Below are 15,449 nucleotides of genomic sequence, written 5' to 3'. Positions count from 1 at the left end.
GATCACGTTTTGTTCTCATATGGGCGCGACAGCCGGAACGGGGCTGTTTTTCCGGAACCAATGGCTTTGGCGGGCCGTTGAGACGTCATGTTATCCGGGTTTCCGGATCGCGAAACGCGTTGGGACTCGCATCCCCGGCCAAATGTACTAAGTAAGGCCGGTTATCAGGAGCAGGATATGGCTGAACAGAAGTTCATCGAAATTCGCGGCGCGCGGGAACACAACCTTAAGTCGATCGATGTGGATATTCCGCGCGACCAGCTCGTGGTAATTACGGGCCTGTCCGGGTCGGGAAAATCGAGCCTTGCCTTTGATACGATTTATGCCGAGGGCCAGCGGCGTTATGTGGAGAGCCTGTCGGCCTATGCGCGGCAGTTTCTCGACATGATGAAGAAGCCGGATCTCGACCATATTTCCGGTCTGAGCCCCGCAATTTCCATTGAGCAGAAGACGACGTCAAAGAACCCGCGTTCGACCGTGGGGACGGTGACGGAGATTTACGATTACCTGCGGCTTTTGTTCGCGCGGGTTGGCACGCCCTACAGCCCCGCCACGGGCGAACCGATCCTCGCGCAGCAGGTCAGCCAGATGGTGGACATCACCATGGGCCTGCCGGAAGGGACGCGGGCCTATCTGCTGGCGCCGGTCATTCGCGACCGGAAGGGTGAATATCGCAAGGAGTTCATGGAGTTCCGCAAGCAGGGATTCCAGCGCGTCAAGGTGGACGGGCAGTTTTACGAGCTTGAGGAGCCTCCGACGCTCGACAAGAAATTTCGCCATAACATCGACGTTGTGGTGGACCGGATCGTCGTGCGTGAGGGTCTGGAAACGCGGCTGGCGGACAGTTTGCGCACGGCCCTGAACCTGGCGGATGGTATTGCGGTTCTGGAACTGGCTGACGGGTCGGACGAGCCGGAGCGGATTACCTTCTCGGAAAATTTTGCCTGTCCGGTCTCCGGGTTCACCATTCCGGAGATTGAGCCGCGGCTGTTTTCGTTCAACGCTCCGTTTGGCGCCTGTCCGGCCTGTGATGGGCTGGGAGTGGAGCTGTTTTTCGATCCGCGTTTGGTGGTGCCGGATGAGAGCCTGCCGATTTTGAAAGGGGCGATTGCGCCGTGGTCAAAAGGCTCGTCGCCGTACTATCGTCAGACGATTGAGGCGCTGGCGAAGCACTACGGGTTCAACCGCTCCGCGCGGTGGCGCGACCTGCCGAAAGAGGCGCAGGATCTGATGCTCTATGGCTCGAAGGGCGAGAAAATCAAGTTCCGCTACGATGAGGGCGGGCGCGTCTATGAGATCGAGCGGCCGTTTGAGGGCGTGATCCCCAATATGGAGCGGCGCTATCGCGAGACGGATTCCAACTGGGTCCGGGAGGAGTTCGAGCGGTATCAGAACAACCGGCCCTGTGGCGTGTGTCACGGGTTCCGGCTGAAGCCGGAGGCGCTGGCGGTTAAGATTGACGGCAAGCACGCGGGTGAGGTGGTGCAGCTGTCCATCAGGGAGGCTCTGGACTGGATCGAAAAGGTGCCACAGGCCCTGACGCCGCAGTATCAGGAGATTGCGCGGGCGATTTTGAAGGAGATCCGGGAACGGCTTGGGTTTCTTGTGAATGTGGGGCTGGACTATCTGACGCTGGCGCGGAGTTCCGGGACGCTTTCGGGTGGCGAGAGCCAGCGCATCCGGCTGGCCAGCCAGATCGGTTCCGGGCTGACCGGGGTTCTGTATGTGCTGGATGAGCCGTCGATTGGTCTGCATCAGCGGGATAACGGACGGCTTCTGACCACGCTCAAAAACCTGCGGGATCAGGGCAATACGGTGATCGTTGTCGAGCATGACGAGGAGGCGATCCGAACGGCGGACCACGTGATCGATATCGGCCCTGGCGCGGGTGTGCATGGTGGCGCGGTGATCGTGTCGGGTACCCCGGCGCAGGTGGCGAAGGACAAGCATTCGATCACGGGTCAGTACCTGACCGGTCAGCGGGAGATTACCATTCCGGGTGAGCGTCGGCCCGGCAACGGCAAGTTTTTGAAGGTTGTCAATGCGACCGGCAACAACCTTCAGGGCGTCACTGCGGAGTTTCCACTCGGCACGCTGACTTGTGTGACCGGGGTTTCCGGTGGCGGGAAATCGACGCTGACGATTGAGACGCTGTTCAAGACGGCCTCGATGCGGCTCAACGGCGCACGGCAGACGCCCGCGCCGTGTGATACGATTGAGGGGTTGGAGCACCTGGACAAGGTGATTGACATCAACCAGTCGCCTATCGGCCGCACGCCGCGCTCGAACCCGGCCACCTATACCGGTGCGTTTGGGCCGATCCGGGAGTGGTATGCCGGGATGCCGGAGGCGAAATCGCGTGGGTACAAGCCGGGGCGGTTCAGCTTCAACGTGAAGGGCGGGCGCTGTGAGGCGTGTAAGGGTGACGGCGTCATCAAGATTGAGATGCACTTCCTGCCCGATGTCTACGTGACCTGCGAGACCTGTGAGGGGAAACGTTACAACCGCGAGACGCTGGAAATCCTGTTTAAGGGCAAAAGCATAGCGGATGTTCTTGACATGACGGTTGAGGATGCCGAGGAGTTTTTCTCCGCAGTCCCGTCCATCCGTGAAAAGATGTCCACGCTGATGCGCGTGGGGCTTGGCTACATCAAGGTGGGCCAGCAGGCGACGACCCTGTCAGGCGGCGAAGCGCAGCGGGTGAAGCTGTCGAAGGAACTTGCGCGGCGATCCACCGGTCGGACGCTCTATATTCTCGATGAGCCGACGACGGGTCTGCATTTCGAGGATACGCGGCGGTTGCTTGCAGTGCTGCACGAACTGGTGGACCAGGGGAACACGGTAGTGGTGATTGAACACAACCTGGACGTCATCAAGACGGCCGACCATATCATCGATATCGGCCCTGAGGGTGGTGACGGCGGCGGCCAGATCGTGGCCACGGGCACGCCGGAAGCGGTGGCGCGCGCACCAGGAAGTCATACGGGGCAGTACCTGGGTGAAATTCTGGTGAGCCAGAGCGTGGCGGCGGAGTGATCCGCCGCGCGGTAGTGTCAGTGTGTCACCGAGTTTGAGAACAGGTTGATGACCACAACCCCACCAACGATCATGGTGATGCCGATGACGGCGGGGAAATCAGGGATCTGTTTGAACGCGGCCACGCCGATCAGGGCAGTCAGGACAATGCCCAGCCCGGCCCAGATGGCGTAGGCGATACCCAGCGGCAGGGATTTCAGCGCCTGGGACAGGAAAAAGAACGACCCGGCATAGAGTGCCGCCATCAAAATGGTGGGAATGAGGCGGGAAAACTGTTCCGATTTCATCAGGAAGGTTGTGCCCGCCACCTCCATAACGATGGCAAGGGACAGGAAGCTGTAGGCGATCATGGTGGGTGACATGGCGGGCGACTCCCTCTGGCCGTTGCGGACCCACCCAGAACCATAAATATCGGCCGCCGACAATCTCGGAACGGGTGTTCGGATGACCGGGCGTTTTGCGCGCCAGCGGTGTCTTACTGGTCGCGTAGCCAGCGGATGATGGCCGAGAAATCCTGGCCTTTACCGCCCTCGGCGTTGAATTTTTCGTAGAGTTCGGTGGCGTGCCGGCCCAGCGGAGTGTTGGCGGCGACGGATTTGGCCGCGTCCTGTGAAAGGCCAAGATCCTTGAGCATGAGTTCCGCCGCGAAGCCAGGTTTGTATCCGTTGTCCGCGGGGCTTTCCGGGCCGACGCCGGGGACCGGGCAGTAGTTGTTTATTGACCAGCAAAAGCCGGAGGAAGTGGAGACCACGTCAAACATGGCCTGCGGATCAAGGCCGAGTTTTTCCGCAAGGTTGAAGCTCTCGCAGACGCCGATCATGGAGATTGCGAGGATCATGTTGTTGCAGATTTTCACGGCCTGGCCGGAGCCGGAGGGGCCGCAGAGCACGGATTTTTGGCCCATGATCTCGAATAGCGGCTCGGCCAGGGCGTAGGCCTTGGGGGATCCGCCGGCCATGAAGGTCAGGGTGCCCGCAACCGCGCCGCCCATTCCGCCGGAAACCGGGGCATCCACGGGCAGAAAGCCCGCGGCGGCGGCCTTTTCGGCGGCGGCTCTGGCGCTGTCCACATCGACGGTGGAGCAGTCGATATAGGCGGCGCCGGGTTTTCCCGCCGGTACGATTTCCGCATAGACCGAGGTCAAAATCGATCCGTTGGGGAGCATGGTGATGACCGCGTCGCGGTTTTGGGCGGCTTCCGCAGCGGTCGCGGCCATTTTGACGCCATCGACGGTCACGTGGGTCACATCAAAGCCCGTGACGGTGTGGCCTGCGGCGGCGAGGTTTTTCGCCATTGGAGCGCCCATGTTGCCAAGTCCGATAAATCCGATGTCCATTGGGTGCTCCTTCGTAATCAGGCGGGTTGCGGCGCGGGATCGACCGGCAGGTCGAGGTCGTCGGCGCCGAGAGGTTCGAGCATGGCTGTGACGCGGTCGCGGTGGACGCCGGTGGGTTTGTCGAGCCAGACGGGTTTACGGTCGCGGTCGACCACCGCGGCGCGGATGCCTTCCAGCAGGTCGCCCTCGCTGATGCAGTGCCAGGTGCAGCGCAGTTCCCGGATCAGAGCGGCATTCAGGCCTGGTTCGCGGCGGGCGCGACGGACGAGTTCAAGGGTGCAGGCCATTGAGAGCGGCGACTGGGCGCGGATGGTTTTGACCGTGGTGTGGCCCACATCGGAAACCTCGAGCCGTGCGATAAGGGTGGCGATGTCGGGTGCGGAAAAGGCATCGTCGATGGCGTCGAGTGGCATTCCGAAATCGGGCTCTGGTGGCGTGGCCTGGAATTCGGTGATGACCTCGGGATCAGCCGTTTCGATGAGTTTTGCCTTGAGCGCGTCAAGGCGGTCCTCCGGGACGTAGTGGTCCGCGAACCCGGAAAAGATCGCCTGGGACGCGCCCATGCGGAAGCCGGTGAGGCCAAGAAACTCGCCGAGGCGGCCGCGGGCGCGGGCCAGCAGATGCGTGCCGCCCACGTCGGGGATGAGGCCGATATTGCATTCGGGCATGGAGATGCGGCTAGAATCCGTGACGACCCGGTGCGATCCGTGACCGGACAGGCCAACGCCGCCGCCCATGACATAGCCGTGCATGATGGCGACCCAGGGTTTGGGGTAGTGCGCGATGCGCGAATTCATCAGGTATTCCTGCCGCCAGAAGTCGCGGCCAACGGAAAAATCGCCCTGTTTCCCGGCCTCGTAGATTTCGCGGATGTCACCGCCGGCGCAGAACGCGCGTTCGCCTTCGGCATCGATCAGGACCATTTCGACTGACGGATCGTCGGCCCAGGCGATTATGGCGGCGTCGATTTCCTCCGACATGGCGCGCGAGAGCGCGTTCAGGGCTTTGGGCCGGGTCAGGGTGATGTGGCCGGTGACGTTTTCGATGCGGATACTGACGTCGCTCATTTGGTCTCCGCGAGCAGGGCGCGGGAAATGATCACGCGCATGATTTCATTTGTGCCCTCAAGGATCTGGTGAACCCGAAGGTCGCGAACGATTTTTTCGATACCGTAGTCGGTGAGGTAGCCGTAACCGCCTAAAAGCTGCAATGCGTCATTGGCGACGCGGAAGGCGGTGTCGGTAACGAGGCGTTTGGCCATGGCGCAGTGTTTGGTGCGGTCGGGCGCCCCGGTGTCGTATTTCCACGCGGCCTGGCGCAGGAAGACCCGCGCGGCCTGCAGTTCGGTTTCCATATCCGCGAGGCGGAACTGCAGCGCCTGGAAGTCGTTGAGTGCGCGGCCAAATGCCTTGCGTTCAGTAGTGTACGCGAGGGCGCGGTCGAGGGCGGTTTGAGCGCCGCCCAAAGCTGCGGCGGCGATGTTGAGGCGGCCACCGTCAAGACCTTCCATGGCATAGCGGAAGCCGGAGCCTTCCTCGCCAAGCAGGTTTTGGGCCGGTACGGCGCAGTTGTCGAAATTCACCTGGGCGGTGGGTTGGGCGCGCCAGCCCATTTTGCGCTCCTGCGCGCCGAAGGAGAGACCGGGGGAGTCGTTTTCTACGATCAGGGCGGAGATGCCTTTGGGGCCGTCGCCGCCGGTGCGGACCATCGTGAGGTAGAGGTCGGAATAGCCGCCGCCGGAGATGAACGCTTTTGAGCCGTTGAGGGACCAGCCGGTATCGGTTGGTTCGGCCTTTGTGCGCAGGGCGGCGGCGTCGGAGCCGGAACCGGGTTCGGTGAGGCAGTAGGAACAGATGCGTTTCATGGTGATCAGGTCGGGAAGGTAGCGTTCGCGCAGGGCGTCGCTGCCGTGTTTCGAGATCATCCAGGCGCACATGTTGTGGATGGAGAGAAAGCTGGAAACGGCCGGGCAGGCCATGGCCAGCGCTTCAATCACCAGGGTGGCGTCCAGCCGTGTCAGCCCGGAGCCGCCCATGCCCTCGGGGACGTACATGGCGGCGAGGCCGAGTGACCCGGCCTCCTCCAGCACGACGCGGGGGATGGTGCCGGCCTGTTCCCAGGCGTCGGCATTCGGGGCGATGCGGTCCGCCCCGAAGTCGCGGGCCATGTCGAATATGGCCTGGCTGTCGCTGGACACGGAAAAATCCATGCCGTGCTCCCCCCCTTTTTTCCCGCGCCTGGCGCCTATTCCATGATGGGGATGGAGAAGCTTGCGCCTTCCTTCGTGCCGGAGGGCCAGCGGGACGTGACGGTTTTGGTGCGCGTGTAGAACTTGAAGGCGTCCGGTCCGTGCTGGTTCAGGTCACCAAAGGCCGAGAGCTTCCAGCCGCCAAAGGTGTGGTAGGCGAGCGGCACCGGGATGGGCACGTTGACGCCGACCATGCCGACATTGATGCGGCTGGAGAAGTCACGGGCCGTGTCGCCGTCGCGGGTGAAGATGGCGGTGCCGTTACCATAGGGGTTGTTCATGGTCAGGTCGATGGCGTCGTCGTAGCTGTTCATGCGCACAACCGAGAGGACCGGGCCGAAGATTTCCTCCTTATAGATGTCCATTTCCGGCGTGACATTGTCGAAGAGGCTGGCGCCGACGAAGAAGCCGTTCTCATAGCCCTGCATGGAGAAATTGCGGCCATCGACGGCGAGGGTCGCGCCCTGTTCGACGCCGCTGTCGACGAGGCCGTTGATGCGCTGCTGGGCGGCTTTGGTCACCACGGGGCCGAAATCGACGTCGTCGCCGGCTGTATAGGGTCCGATCTTGAGGGATTCGACGCGGGGGATCAGGCGCTCAATGAGGGCGTCTGCGGTTGCCTTGCCGACGGGAACGGCGGCGGAAACGGCCATGCAGCGTTCACCGGCGGCACCGTATCCGGCCCCGATCAGGGCGTCCACCGCCTGGTCCAGATCGGCGTCGGGCATGATGATCATGTGATTCTTCGCGCCGCCGAAACACTGGACCCGTTTGCCGTTGGAGCAGCCGCGGCCGTAGATGTATTGCGCGATGGGTGTGGAGCCTACGAAGCCGATAGCGCCGATATCCGGGTGGTCGAGGATGGCGTCGACGGCTTCCTTGTCGCCGTTGACGACCTGGAGCAGTCCTTCGGGAAGGCCGGCCTCCTGCATGAGTTCGGCGAGCATCATCGGAACGGACGGATCGCGTTCGGATGGTTTGAGGATGAAGGCATTGCCGCAGACGAGGGCCGGGCACATCTTCCACATGGGAATCATGGCCGGGAAGTTGAAAGGCGTAATGCCCGCGCAGACGCCGATGGGCTGGCGCATGGAATACATGTCGATGCCGGGGCCCGCGCCGTCGGTGAATTCGCCTTTCAGCATGTGGGGTGCGGAGATGCAGAACTCGGCGACCTCGAGGCCGCGGATCACGTCGCCCTTCGCGTCCGGGATGGTTTTGCCGTGTTCACTGGAGAGCGCCTCGGCGAGTTTTTCCATGTCGCGGTGGAGGAGATCGACGAATTTCATCATCACGCGCGCACGGCGCTGGGGGTTTGTTGCGGCCCACATGGGCTGAACTTTTTTGGCAACCTGAACGGCGTGGTCGAGTTCCTCACTGCTGGCCAGGGCAACTTCGGCCTGAACCTCGCCGGTGGCGGGGTTGTAGACCTCGGCCGTGCGCCCGGATTTGCCCGCGACGGCGGCGCCGTCGATGAAGTGACCAATTTGCCGCATGTGTTCCTCCCGGTTGAACGTCTGATCCGGCCCCAAAAGGCCGGAGTTTCCCTCTTTGTACGGTCAGGAAATCAAAAACACAGCCCCAATTTTTCAAAGACATAATGCAAAATTGCAGTATAACGCGGGCAGACTTGGGGAGGATCATGCAAAAACAGGTAATGAAATGGGACGACATGCGGGTGTTTCTGGCCGTGGCCCGGCACAACCGCCTGTTGGCCGCGGGGAGGAAACTCGGGCTCGATCCGGCGACCGTGGGAAGGAGAATCACCGCACTGGAGGATGCGATCGGGACCAAACTGTTTGACCGCTCACCCCAGGGATATTCGCTGACCGATTCCGGTAACTCCCTGATTTCACACGCGCAGGCCATGGAAAACCAGGCGGCGGCGGCCGCAGAGGAAATCGGCGGGCAGTCCGACCGTCTATTGGGCAGCGTGCGGATTGGGGCACCGGATGGAGTTTCCAACTACCTTTTGACGGATGCCTGTGATGCCCTCTCGCGGGACAATCCCGAGTTGCAGGTTCAGGTGGTGGCGTTGTCGCGGATGTTTTCGCTCTCAAAGCGTGAGGCCGATCTGGCCGTGACACTGTCGCCACCGACCGCGGGGCGGCTGACGGTGCGGAAAATTTCCGACTACCGGTTGAGGCTTTATGCGCACCGGAACATCGTTTCGCGAGTCGGTGAAATCACGTCGATGGAGGATCTGCGCGACGTGCGGGGGATCGGCTATATCTCCGATATGATTTTTGACCGGGAGCTGGATTACTATTCGCTTCTGAGCCGGGAAGCGGACCCGTCGCTGACTTCGAACAGTCTGATCGTGCAGCTGCGCTGGTGCCTGAAGGGGGCCGGATTCTGTATTCTCCCTGATTTTGTGGCGCGGGAGCATGCGGAACTGGTTCCGATTCTGACCGAGGACGTGAACCTGACCCGGGCGTTTTTCCTTGTGCGGCACCAGGACGACGCGCGGGTTGCGCGGATAAACCGTATGGCGGACGTGATTGTGGACTGGATGCGGGAGACGCTTGCGTCCGCATCCGCTTGACTTGCGACCTGACTGCGGAAACACTCAAACATTCCATGGCTGTGCAGGAATACGGAGGAGGAGATACATGATTGTTCGCAACATCATCCAATCCAAGAAGATTACCGATATCATCTCGGTCAAACCGACCGATACGGTGATGAGCGCGGCTCAGGTGCTGTCGCGGCACCGGATCGGCGCGGTGGTGGTCAGCAGCGACGGAAAAACCGTGGACGGTATCCTCTCCGAGCGTGACATCGTGAAGAATATCGGCTCCGGCGGTGTGGACTGCATGGACAAAAACGTGTCCGAGCTGATGACATCCCAGGTGATCCAGTGCAGCCCGGACGACACGGCGCTCTCCGCCATGGAGACCATGAGCAACGGCCGGTTCCGGCACATGCCGGTGACCGAGGACGGGGTCATGGTGGGGCTGATTTCCATCGGTGACGTGGTCAACGCGCGCATCAGCGAGATGCAGGAGGAAAACTCCGCACTCACGGGCATGATCTCCAACAGCTGGTAAGCGGGCCAGACATCTCATCGTTCCGGGGGCACCGGGACCGGAATTTCCCTGGAACTCGGGAGGGGCTACATGCGGATTGGGCTGTACCCAGGAACGTTTGATCCACTGACTGTGGGTCACATGGACATTATTCGACGCGCCTGCAGGCTGGTGGACCGGCTGGTGATTGGAGTTGCGATCAATCACGGCAAGGGGCCGCTTTTCTCGCTCGAGGAACGGGTGGAGATGGTCGAGAACGAATGCGGCCCGATCACTGAGGCGACGGGCGTGGAGATCATTGCGCACCCGTTCGACAACCTGCTGATCGACTGCGCCAAAGATGTGGGGGCGAGTGTGATCGTGCGGGGTCTGCGGGCCGTGGCGGATTTTGAGTATGAGTTTCAGATGGTTGGCATGAACCGGGCGCTGTCCGATGATGTTGAGACGGTGTTTCTGATGGCCGATGCAAATCACCAGGCGATTGCGTCCAAGCTGGTGAAGGAGATCGCGCGGCTGGGCGGGGACGTCTCCAAGTTTGTGCCGCCTGCGATTGTGCCAAAACTGGCTGAAAAAGTCGGAAACGGGACGTGATGCGGCCGGTCGCGCAGGTTGGGTTTTGAGGGATGGGCCGGGTGCCGGACCTCCCGCTTGATGGAACCTGCCGCTGTGGTGCGGTCAAAATTCGCATTATCGGGCCGCCGATGATGACATCGGTCTGCCACTGCACGGGTTGTCAGAAAATGTCCGGCAGTGCCTATTCCCTGACCGCGATGGTGCCGGTTGACGGGTTTGAGGTGATGGCGGGCGAGCCTGTGGTTGGCGGGTTGCGCGGTGCGGATCTAGACCACATGTTCTGTCCCGAGTGCATGTCTTGGATGTTCACGCGGATTAAGGGTGTGGACCAGTTTTTGAACGTGCGCCCCACGTTGTTTGAGGACATTTCGTGGTTTTCGCCGTTTATCGAGACGATGACGCGGGAAAAACTGCCCTGGGTGGAAACGCCGGCGGTGCATTCGTTTGAGGGATTTCCGCCGATGGATCGGTATCAGGAACTCGTTGCGGAGTTTATGGCCGCGTCTGCCGGTTGACCAGTACGAGGCCGGTGACGATGAATGCTGCCCCGATCATGTGAGCGATTGTCAGCCGCTCTCCGAGGAACACAACGGCCATGACGCTTCCAAAAAACGGGCATGAGGTGAACGAACTGGCCACCACGTTCCGGGCCTATCACCGCGATTCCATGGGACCAGAAAAGAAACCCTAAGAGGGAGGCAAAAACGGCGATGTGGATAATTGCCAGCATGTTGGCCGGCGTGAGTTCCACATGGGCCGGGCCTTTAAGGAGAAGAACGTCCAGCATGAGGCAAAGACCTGTAATGACTGACGCCGCGAGAAGTACATCTGATGGCAGATCGACTGGTTTTTCGCGCAACAGCAGTGTGTACCACGCCCAGACCAGAATGGCTCCGATCATCCAGAGCTTGCCCATATCAATTCCATGATCATGACCATCTCCAGCATTGATGGCCAAATATACGGCGCCGGTTACGGACAGCAGCAGGCCAGCCAACTGAAAAACAGTGGGGCGGAAACCGCTCAGCAGCGCGCCTCCAATCACGGTGACTACCGGTGCCATGGCCAGGATCAGCAGGCAGTTTACGGCGGTTGTCAGGGTCAGAGCCTGGTAGACCATGGTATGAAATGCGCCGATGCCGGTGACGCCCAGAAGTAATACCAGACGCCATGACGCGAGCAGACTTGAGCGATGCCGAAACAGTTTGCGGGATGTGAAGGTCAGGAGAATTGCAAGGCAGATCGCCCAGCGGATGATGTTCAGCTCGAGCGGTGGAATGCTGCCCGCAATCGCACGCCCTGCGATGAAATTTCCTGACCAGAACAGGACCGCGAGCACAAGTGCCGCGATTGCGGAGGTTTCTCCAGGGGCTGTGGCAGGTCCGGCGGTAATGGAAGAGTCCAGTCGTCAATTGAGGCGGAACAGGCGCTCCGCCCGCAGGGAAACCTGAAAGTGCGCCGGGTGCAAGGAGTCTGGGGTACCCGGCGCTGGACCTGGGCAGGGTCCGAGGAAAATTCCGGCGGTGTTTTGCCTGTCCGGGATTTAGCCAAAAAATGAGCAATTTCGGCCTTTCCCCAAAGGGTTCCAACCCTTAGGGTCCGCCGCAAATTCAACGGAGGACCACATGGTTGATATCGCAGATCCCGAAAACGCCCTGTCCATTAAACTCAAGAGCGGTGACGTGATCATTCAGCTTTTGCCGGATGTGGCACCGAAGCATGTTGAGCGCATCAAGGACCTGGCGCGTCGGGGTGAGTACGACAACGTCGCCTTCCACCGGGTGATCGAGGGCTTCATGGCCCAGACCGGCGACGTGGCAAATGGCGACATGGAAGACGGGTTTAACCTGCGCCGGGCGGGCACCGGCGGGTCGTCCCAGCCGGACCTTCCGGCCGAGTTCTCCAAGCTGCCGTTTGACCGTGGCGTTGCCGGTATGGCGCGGTCCCAGAACCCGAACTCCGCAAACAGCCAGTTCTTCATCATGTTTGAGGACGGTCATTTCCTGAACGGTCAGTACACTGTCTGGGGCCGTGTGATTTCCGGTATGGAGCATGTGGATGCCATCACCCGTGGTGAGCCGCCCGCAAACCCCGACCGCATGATCTCGGTTCAGGTCGTGGCCGACCAGGAGGCGAAAGCGTGATGCGGGGTCTGATTGCAGCCGCGCTCGTCGCGTTTGGTCTGGCCGGTCCCGCCATCGCGCAGGATGATGTCGATCCGTCGAACGTGCTGGTCATAGAGATTGATGGCAAGGCGCAGGGAACGGTTGAGATCGAACTGCTGCCCGAGCTTGCCCCGCAGCATGTGGAGCGGATCAAGACGCTGGCCGAAGCCGGGGCCTATGACAACGTGGTGTTCCATCGCGTGATCGAGGGCTTCATGGCGCAGACCGGTGACGTGCAGTTCGGCACGGTCGAAGCGTTCCCGCAGGGACGGGCCGGAACGGGTGGATCCGACATGGGCGATGTGCCCGCCGAATTCGGCGACACGCCGTTTGACCGTGGCGTCGTCGGCATGGCGCGGGCCCAGAACCCGGACAGTGCCAACAGCCAGTTTTTCATCATGTTTGAGGATGGCCACTTCCTGAATGGTCAGTACACCGTTTTTGGCCGGGTCATTTCGGGCATGGACGTGATCGACCAGATCCAGCGTGGCTCCGGTCAGAGTGGTTCGGTGGCGGAGCCGGATGTGATGACGTCGGTTCGTCTGAAGTCTGCTGAATAAGCGACTGGACTTTAGAGACTTTTAGGACGGCCCGGGGTGTTTCCCGGGCCGTTTTTCGTTCAGGCGCCGGTTCTGACCAGAGCGTGACGTTTCTTACCCGCCGAGAGCTTTTGCGGCTCGGTGAACATGTCGGCGGTGACCATCTGGCCCGCGTTGGTGACTGGTTCGTCGTTCAGTTTGGCTCCGCCCTCGGCGATAAGGCGTTTGGCTTCCTTGCCCGAGGCGACGAGGCCGGATTTCACGAAGATCTGGACCATGGACATCCCCGCGTCGGAGAAATCACCGGGCGCGAGGGTCAGGGTTGGCAGGTCGTCGCCGGTGCCGCCTTTCTCAAAGACCTCACGGGCGGTTTTTTCGGCACTCGCGGCGGCCTCGGCCCCGTGGCAGAGTTTGGTGACCTCGTTTGCCAAAGTGATTTTGGCGTCGTTGATTTCGGAGCCTTCCAGCGCGCCGAGCCGTTCGCATTCCTCAAGGGGCAGTTCCGTGTAGAGTTTCAGGAAGCGGCCCACATCGGCATCGGTGGAGTTGCGCCAGAACTGCCAGAAGTCATAGGGCGAGAGCAGGTCCGCGTTGAGCCAGACGGCACCGCCCGCGGATTTGCCCATTTTCTTTCCGTCTGAAGTGGTCAGGAGCGGTGTCGTGAAGGCGTGGACCGTGTCGCCAAGTACGCGGCGGGTCAGGTCGACGCCGTTCAGGATGTTGCCCCACTGGTCCGAGCCACCCATCTGCAGGCCGCAGTTGTAGCGCCGGTGTAGTTCGAGGAAGTCATAGGCCTGGAGGATCATGTAGTTGAATTCCAGGAAGCTCAGTGACTGTTCGCGGTCGAGACGGGATTTCACGCTGTCGAAGGAGAGCATCCGGTTGACCGAGAAATGCCGCCCAATGTCGCGCAGGAAATCGAGGTAGTTCAGGTCGTCGAGCCATTCGGCATTGTTGAGCATCAGCGCGTCGGTCGGACCGTCACCATAGGTCAGGTACTTTGCGAAGACATCCTTCATGCCCGCGATGTTGGCGTCAATCTGTGCCGCGTCGAGCAGGGGGCGTTCGTCGGAACGGAAGGAGGGATCGCCCACCTTGGTCGTGCCGCCACCCATGAGGGTGATCGGCTGGTGGCCGGTATTCTGGAGCCAGCGCAGCATCATGATGTTCAGAAGATGGCCAACATGCAGGGACTGCGCCGTGGCGTCATAGCCAATATAGGTGGGAACGACGCCCGCCATCATCATTTCATCGAGCCCCTCAAGGTCCGAGCAGTCGTTGTAATAGCCGCGGGACACCATGACATGCAGAAATTCGCTTTTGGGTTTGTATGTCATTGGACCGTCCTTTTATCGTGGCCTTACAGGTGGTGAATGCGTTCTATAGCGGCTGCGCCGCCAAATTAAAGGGCTGAGATGAAAATGATGCGCCGTGCGCTGGGACTGATGTCGGGAACCTCGATGGACGGGGTCGATGCGGCCATGGTTGTGACCGATGGCGAGGAGATTTCTGAGTTCGGGCCGGGGTCGTTCACGTCCTTTTTGCCCAGTGAGCGTGAAGTGTTGCGCGCGGGTTTGGGTAAATGGCCGGGTGGTGACGGGCTGGAGGAGATTGAGCAGCTGGTGCGTGGCAAACATGCCGTGGCCGTGGCGGGGTTTGAGAGCATCGATCTGGTTGGCTTTCATGGACAGACGCTTTCCCATGATCCGCATGGGCGGGGCACGTTCCAGATCGGGCGCGGAGATGAGCTGGCGCGGGACTGCGGCGTGCAGGTGGTTTGGGATTTTCGCACGGCGGATGTGGCCTCGGGGGGTGAGGGCGCGCCGTTGGCTCCGTTTTTTCATTTTGCCTGTGCAAAGTGGAGCGGGGCGACGGCGCCTGTGGCCTATCTTAATCTTGGCGGTGTGGGGAATGTCACCTGGGTTGATCCGACGGCGGAGGCTCCGGAATTGCCGGGTGCGTTGCTGGCCTTTGATACCGGGCCGGGCAATGCGCTGATTGACGATTTTGTGCTTTCGCGCACGGGACGTGAGTATGACGCGGATGGAGAACTGGCCCGGAGCGGCCGGGTGCATCACGACCGGATCACGCGGATGCTGGAGCATCCTTATTTCGGACGGGTGCCGCCCAAGTCATTGGACCGGCAGGATTTTGCGGATTTCCTTGAACAGGTATCGGATTTGTCGGACGCGGATGGGGCCGCAACCCTGACCGCGTTTACCGCGGCCTGTGTGGCGGAAGCGGCGCGACATTTTCCGCAGCCGGTCGGTCGATGGCTGGTCTGTGGCGGGGGGCGGAAGAACCTCGCGCTGCTCGACATGATGGCCGCACGGACGAATGTGCCGGTTAAGCCCGTGGAAAGTGTGGGACTTGATGGTGACATGCTGGAGGCCCAGGCGTTTGCATGGCTGGCGGTGCGGGTCGAGCGCGGGCTGCCGACGTCGGCACCGGGAACGACCGGCGCGCGGCTGCCGGTATCGGGCGGGCGGATCAGTCGGCCATGATACTGTCGTTTTGTGACCG

15 protein-coding genes and 1 pseudogene are annotated in these 15,449 nt (G+C 61.2%); 8 read left to right on the top strand and 8 right to left on the bottom strand.

What is annotated here, in order from left to right; all coding sequences use genetic code 11:
* Positions 1–177: 177 nt before the first annotated feature.
* Complete coding sequence (gene uvrA / locus ACP15P_RS00955) at positions 178–3,036, top strand: excinuclease ABC subunit UvrA (protein WP_424926616.1); 2,859 nt, start codon at positions 178–180, stop codon at positions 3,034–3,036.
* A 17-nt stretch (positions 3,037–3,053) separates the two neighbouring features.
* Here uvrA and ACP15P_RS00950 read toward each other — a convergent pair whose 3' ends face one another.
* The 5 genes from ACP15P_RS00950 to ACP15P_RS00930 all read right to left on the bottom strand — a co-directional run bounded on the left by ACP15P_RS00950 (position 3,054) and on the right by ACP15P_RS00930 (position 8,116).
* Entirely contained in the window at positions 3,054–3,398 is a 345-nt protein-coding gene (locus ACP15P_RS00950) for a DMT family transporter (protein WP_424926615.1), read from the bottom strand.
* Between the two features lie 113 nt (positions 3,399–3,511).
* On the bottom strand, positions 3,512–4,372 hold the full coding sequence (gene mmsB, locus ACP15P_RS00945; protein WP_424926614.1) for a 3-hydroxyisobutyrate dehydrogenase: 861 nt from the start codon (positions 4,370–4,372) through the stop codon (positions 3,512–3,514).
* Between the two features lie 17 nt (positions 4,373–4,389).
* Entirely contained in the window at positions 4,390–5,439 is a 1,050-nt protein-coding gene (locus tag ACP15P_RS00940) for an enoyl-CoA hydratase/isomerase family protein (protein WP_424926613.1), read from the bottom strand.
* Positions 5,436–6,581 (bottom strand): acyl-CoA dehydrogenase family protein, encoded by a 1,146-nt coding sequence (locus ACP15P_RS00935; RefSeq protein ID WP_424926612.1) that lies wholly within the window; start codon positions 6,579–6,581, stop codon positions 5,436–5,438. The genes ACP15P_RS00940 and ACP15P_RS00935 overlap by 4 nt, the downstream gene beginning before the upstream one ends.
* Before the next feature lie 35 nt (positions 6,582–6,616).
* Positions 6,617–8,116, bottom strand: a complete 1,500-nt coding sequence (locus tag ACP15P_RS00930) for a CoA-acylating methylmalonate-semialdehyde dehydrogenase (protein ID WP_424926611.1) — start codon at positions 8,114–8,116, stop codon at positions 6,617–6,619.
* A gap of 146 nt (positions 8,117–8,262) precedes the next feature.
* Between ACP15P_RS00930 and ACP15P_RS00925 the strand changes: the two genes are divergently transcribed.
* From ACP15P_RS00925 to ACP15P_RS00910, 4 genes are all read left to right on the top strand, one after another.
* Positions 8,263–9,165 carry a LysR family transcriptional regulator gene (locus ACP15P_RS00925; RefSeq protein WP_424926610.1) on the top strand — a complete coding sequence of 301 codons (903 nt, stop codon included), beginning with the start codon at positions 8,263–8,265 and terminating at the stop codon, positions 9,163–9,165.
* A gap of 67 nt (positions 9,166–9,232) precedes the next feature.
* Positions 9,233–9,670: a CBS domain-containing protein gene (locus ACP15P_RS00920; protein WP_424926609.1), complete on the top strand. Its 438-nt coding sequence runs from the start codon at positions 9,233–9,235 to the stop codon at positions 9,668–9,670.
* Positions 9,671–9,739: 69 nt separating this feature from the next.
* Complete coding sequence (coaD, locus tag ACP15P_RS00915) at positions 9,740–10,240, top strand: pantetheine-phosphate adenylyltransferase (protein WP_424926608.1); 501 nt, start codon at positions 9,740–9,742, stop codon at positions 10,238–10,240.
* A 32-nt stretch (positions 10,241–10,272) separates the two neighbouring features.
* Positions 10,273–10,737: a GFA family protein gene (locus tag ACP15P_RS00910; protein ID WP_424926607.1), complete on the top strand. Its 465-nt coding sequence runs from the start codon at positions 10,273–10,275 to the stop codon at positions 10,735–10,737.
* Here the strand turns inward: ACP15P_RS00910 and ACP15P_RS00905 are convergent.
* The gene (locus ACP15P_RS00905) at positions 10,715–10,819 is read right to left on the bottom strand and encodes a hypothetical protein (RefSeq protein WP_424926606.1); all 105 of its coding nucleotides are present in this window, start codon (positions 10,817–10,819) and stop codon (positions 10,715–10,717) included. The two genes, ACP15P_RS00910 and ACP15P_RS00905, sit on opposite strands and share 23 nt — an antisense overlap.
* Before the next feature lie 52 nt (positions 10,820–10,871).
* Positions 10,872–11,573: pseudogene (locus ACP15P_RS00900) on the bottom strand (DMT family transporter); the annotation flags it as partial.
* A 274-nt stretch (positions 11,574–11,847) separates the two neighbouring features.
* Here ACP15P_RS00900 and ACP15P_RS00895 point away from each other — a divergent pair.
* Positions 11,848–12,366 carry a peptidylprolyl isomerase gene (locus tag ACP15P_RS00895; RefSeq protein ID WP_424926605.1) on the top strand — a complete coding sequence of 173 codons (519 nt, stop codon included), beginning with the start codon at positions 11,848–11,850 and terminating at the stop codon, positions 12,364–12,366.
* The gene (locus ACP15P_RS00890; protein ID WP_424927282.1) at positions 12,366–12,947 is read left to right on the top strand and encodes a peptidylprolyl isomerase; all 582 of its coding nucleotides are present in this window, start codon (positions 12,366–12,368) and stop codon (positions 12,945–12,947) included. Before ACP15P_RS00895 ends, ACP15P_RS00890 begins: the two co-directional genes overlap by 1 nt.
* 59 nt (positions 12,948–13,006) lie before the next feature.
* Here ACP15P_RS00890 and tyrS read toward each other — a convergent pair whose 3' ends face one another.
* Entirely contained in the window at positions 13,007–14,263 is a 1,257-nt protein-coding gene (gene tyrS / locus ACP15P_RS00885; RefSeq protein ID WP_424926604.1) for a tyrosine--tRNA ligase, read from the bottom strand.
* An 84-nt stretch (positions 14,264–14,347) separates the two neighbouring features.
* Here tyrS and ACP15P_RS00880 point away from each other — a divergent pair, with 84 nt between their 5' ends.
* Complete coding sequence (locus ACP15P_RS00880; protein WP_424926603.1) at positions 14,348–15,430, top strand: anhydro-N-acetylmuramic acid kinase; 1,083 nt, start codon at positions 14,348–14,350, stop codon at positions 15,428–15,430.
* Positions 15,431–15,449 lie beyond the last annotated feature (19 nt).

The organism is Amaricoccus tamworthensis, assembly GCF_049800875.1.
Lineage (GTDB): Bacteria > Pseudomonadota > Alphaproteobacteria > Rhodobacterales > Rhodobacteraceae > Amaricoccus > Amaricoccus tamworthensis.
This window is presented reverse-complemented; position numbering and strand designations above follow the sequence as displayed.

Coding starts and splice junctions, on each gene's coding strand:
- uvrA (WP_424926616.1), top strand. CDS start 178: ATGGCTGAACAGAAGTTCATCGAAATTCGCGGCGCGCGGGAACACAAC.
- ACP15P_RS00950 (WP_424926615.1), bottom strand. CDS start 3,398: ATGTCACCCACCATGATCGCCTACAGCTTCCTGTCCCTTGCCATCGTT.
- mmsB (WP_424926614.1), bottom strand. CDS start 4,372: ATGGACATCGGATTTATCGGACTTGGCAACATGGGCGCTCCAATGGCG.
- ACP15P_RS00940 (WP_424926613.1), bottom strand. CDS start 5,439: ATGAGCGACGTCAGTATCCGCATCGAAAACGTCACCGGCCACATCACC.
- ACP15P_RS00935 (WP_424926612.1), bottom strand. CDS start 6,581: ATGGATTTTTCCGTGTCCAGCGACAGCCAGGCCATATTCGACATGGCC.
- ACP15P_RS00930 (WP_424926611.1), bottom strand. CDS start 8,116: ATGCGGCAAATTGGTCACTTCATCGACGGCGCCGCCGTCGCGGGCAAA.
- ACP15P_RS00925 (WP_424926610.1), top strand. CDS start 8,263: ATGCAAAAACAGGTAATGAAATGGGACGACATGCGGGTGTTTCTGGCC.
- ACP15P_RS00920 (WP_424926609.1), top strand. CDS start 9,233: ATGATTGTTCGCAACATCATCCAATCCAAGAAGATTACCGATATCATC.
- coaD (WP_424926608.1), top strand. CDS start 9,740: ATGCGGATTGGGCTGTACCCAGGAACGTTTGATCCACTGACTGTGGGT.
- ACP15P_RS00910 (WP_424926607.1), top strand. CDS start 10,273: ATGGGCCGGGTGCCGGACCTCCCGCTTGATGGAACCTGCCGCTGTGGT.
- ACP15P_RS00905 (WP_424926606.1), bottom strand. CDS start 10,819: ATGGCCGTTGTGTTCCTCGGAGAGCGGCTGACAATCGCTCACATGATC.
- ACP15P_RS00895 (WP_424926605.1), top strand. CDS start 11,848: ATGGTTGATATCGCAGATCCCGAAAACGCCCTGTCCATTAAACTCAAG.
- ACP15P_RS00890 (WP_424927282.1), top strand. CDS start 12,366: ATGCGGGGTCTGATTGCAGCCGCGCTCGTCGCGTTTGGTCTGGCCGGT.
- tyrS (WP_424926604.1), bottom strand. CDS start 14,263: ATGACATACAAACCCAAAAGCGAATTTCTGCATGTCATGGTGTCCCGC.
- ACP15P_RS00880 (WP_424926603.1), top strand. CDS start 14,348: ATGATGCGCCGTGCGCTGGGACTGATGTCGGGAACCTCGATGGACGGG.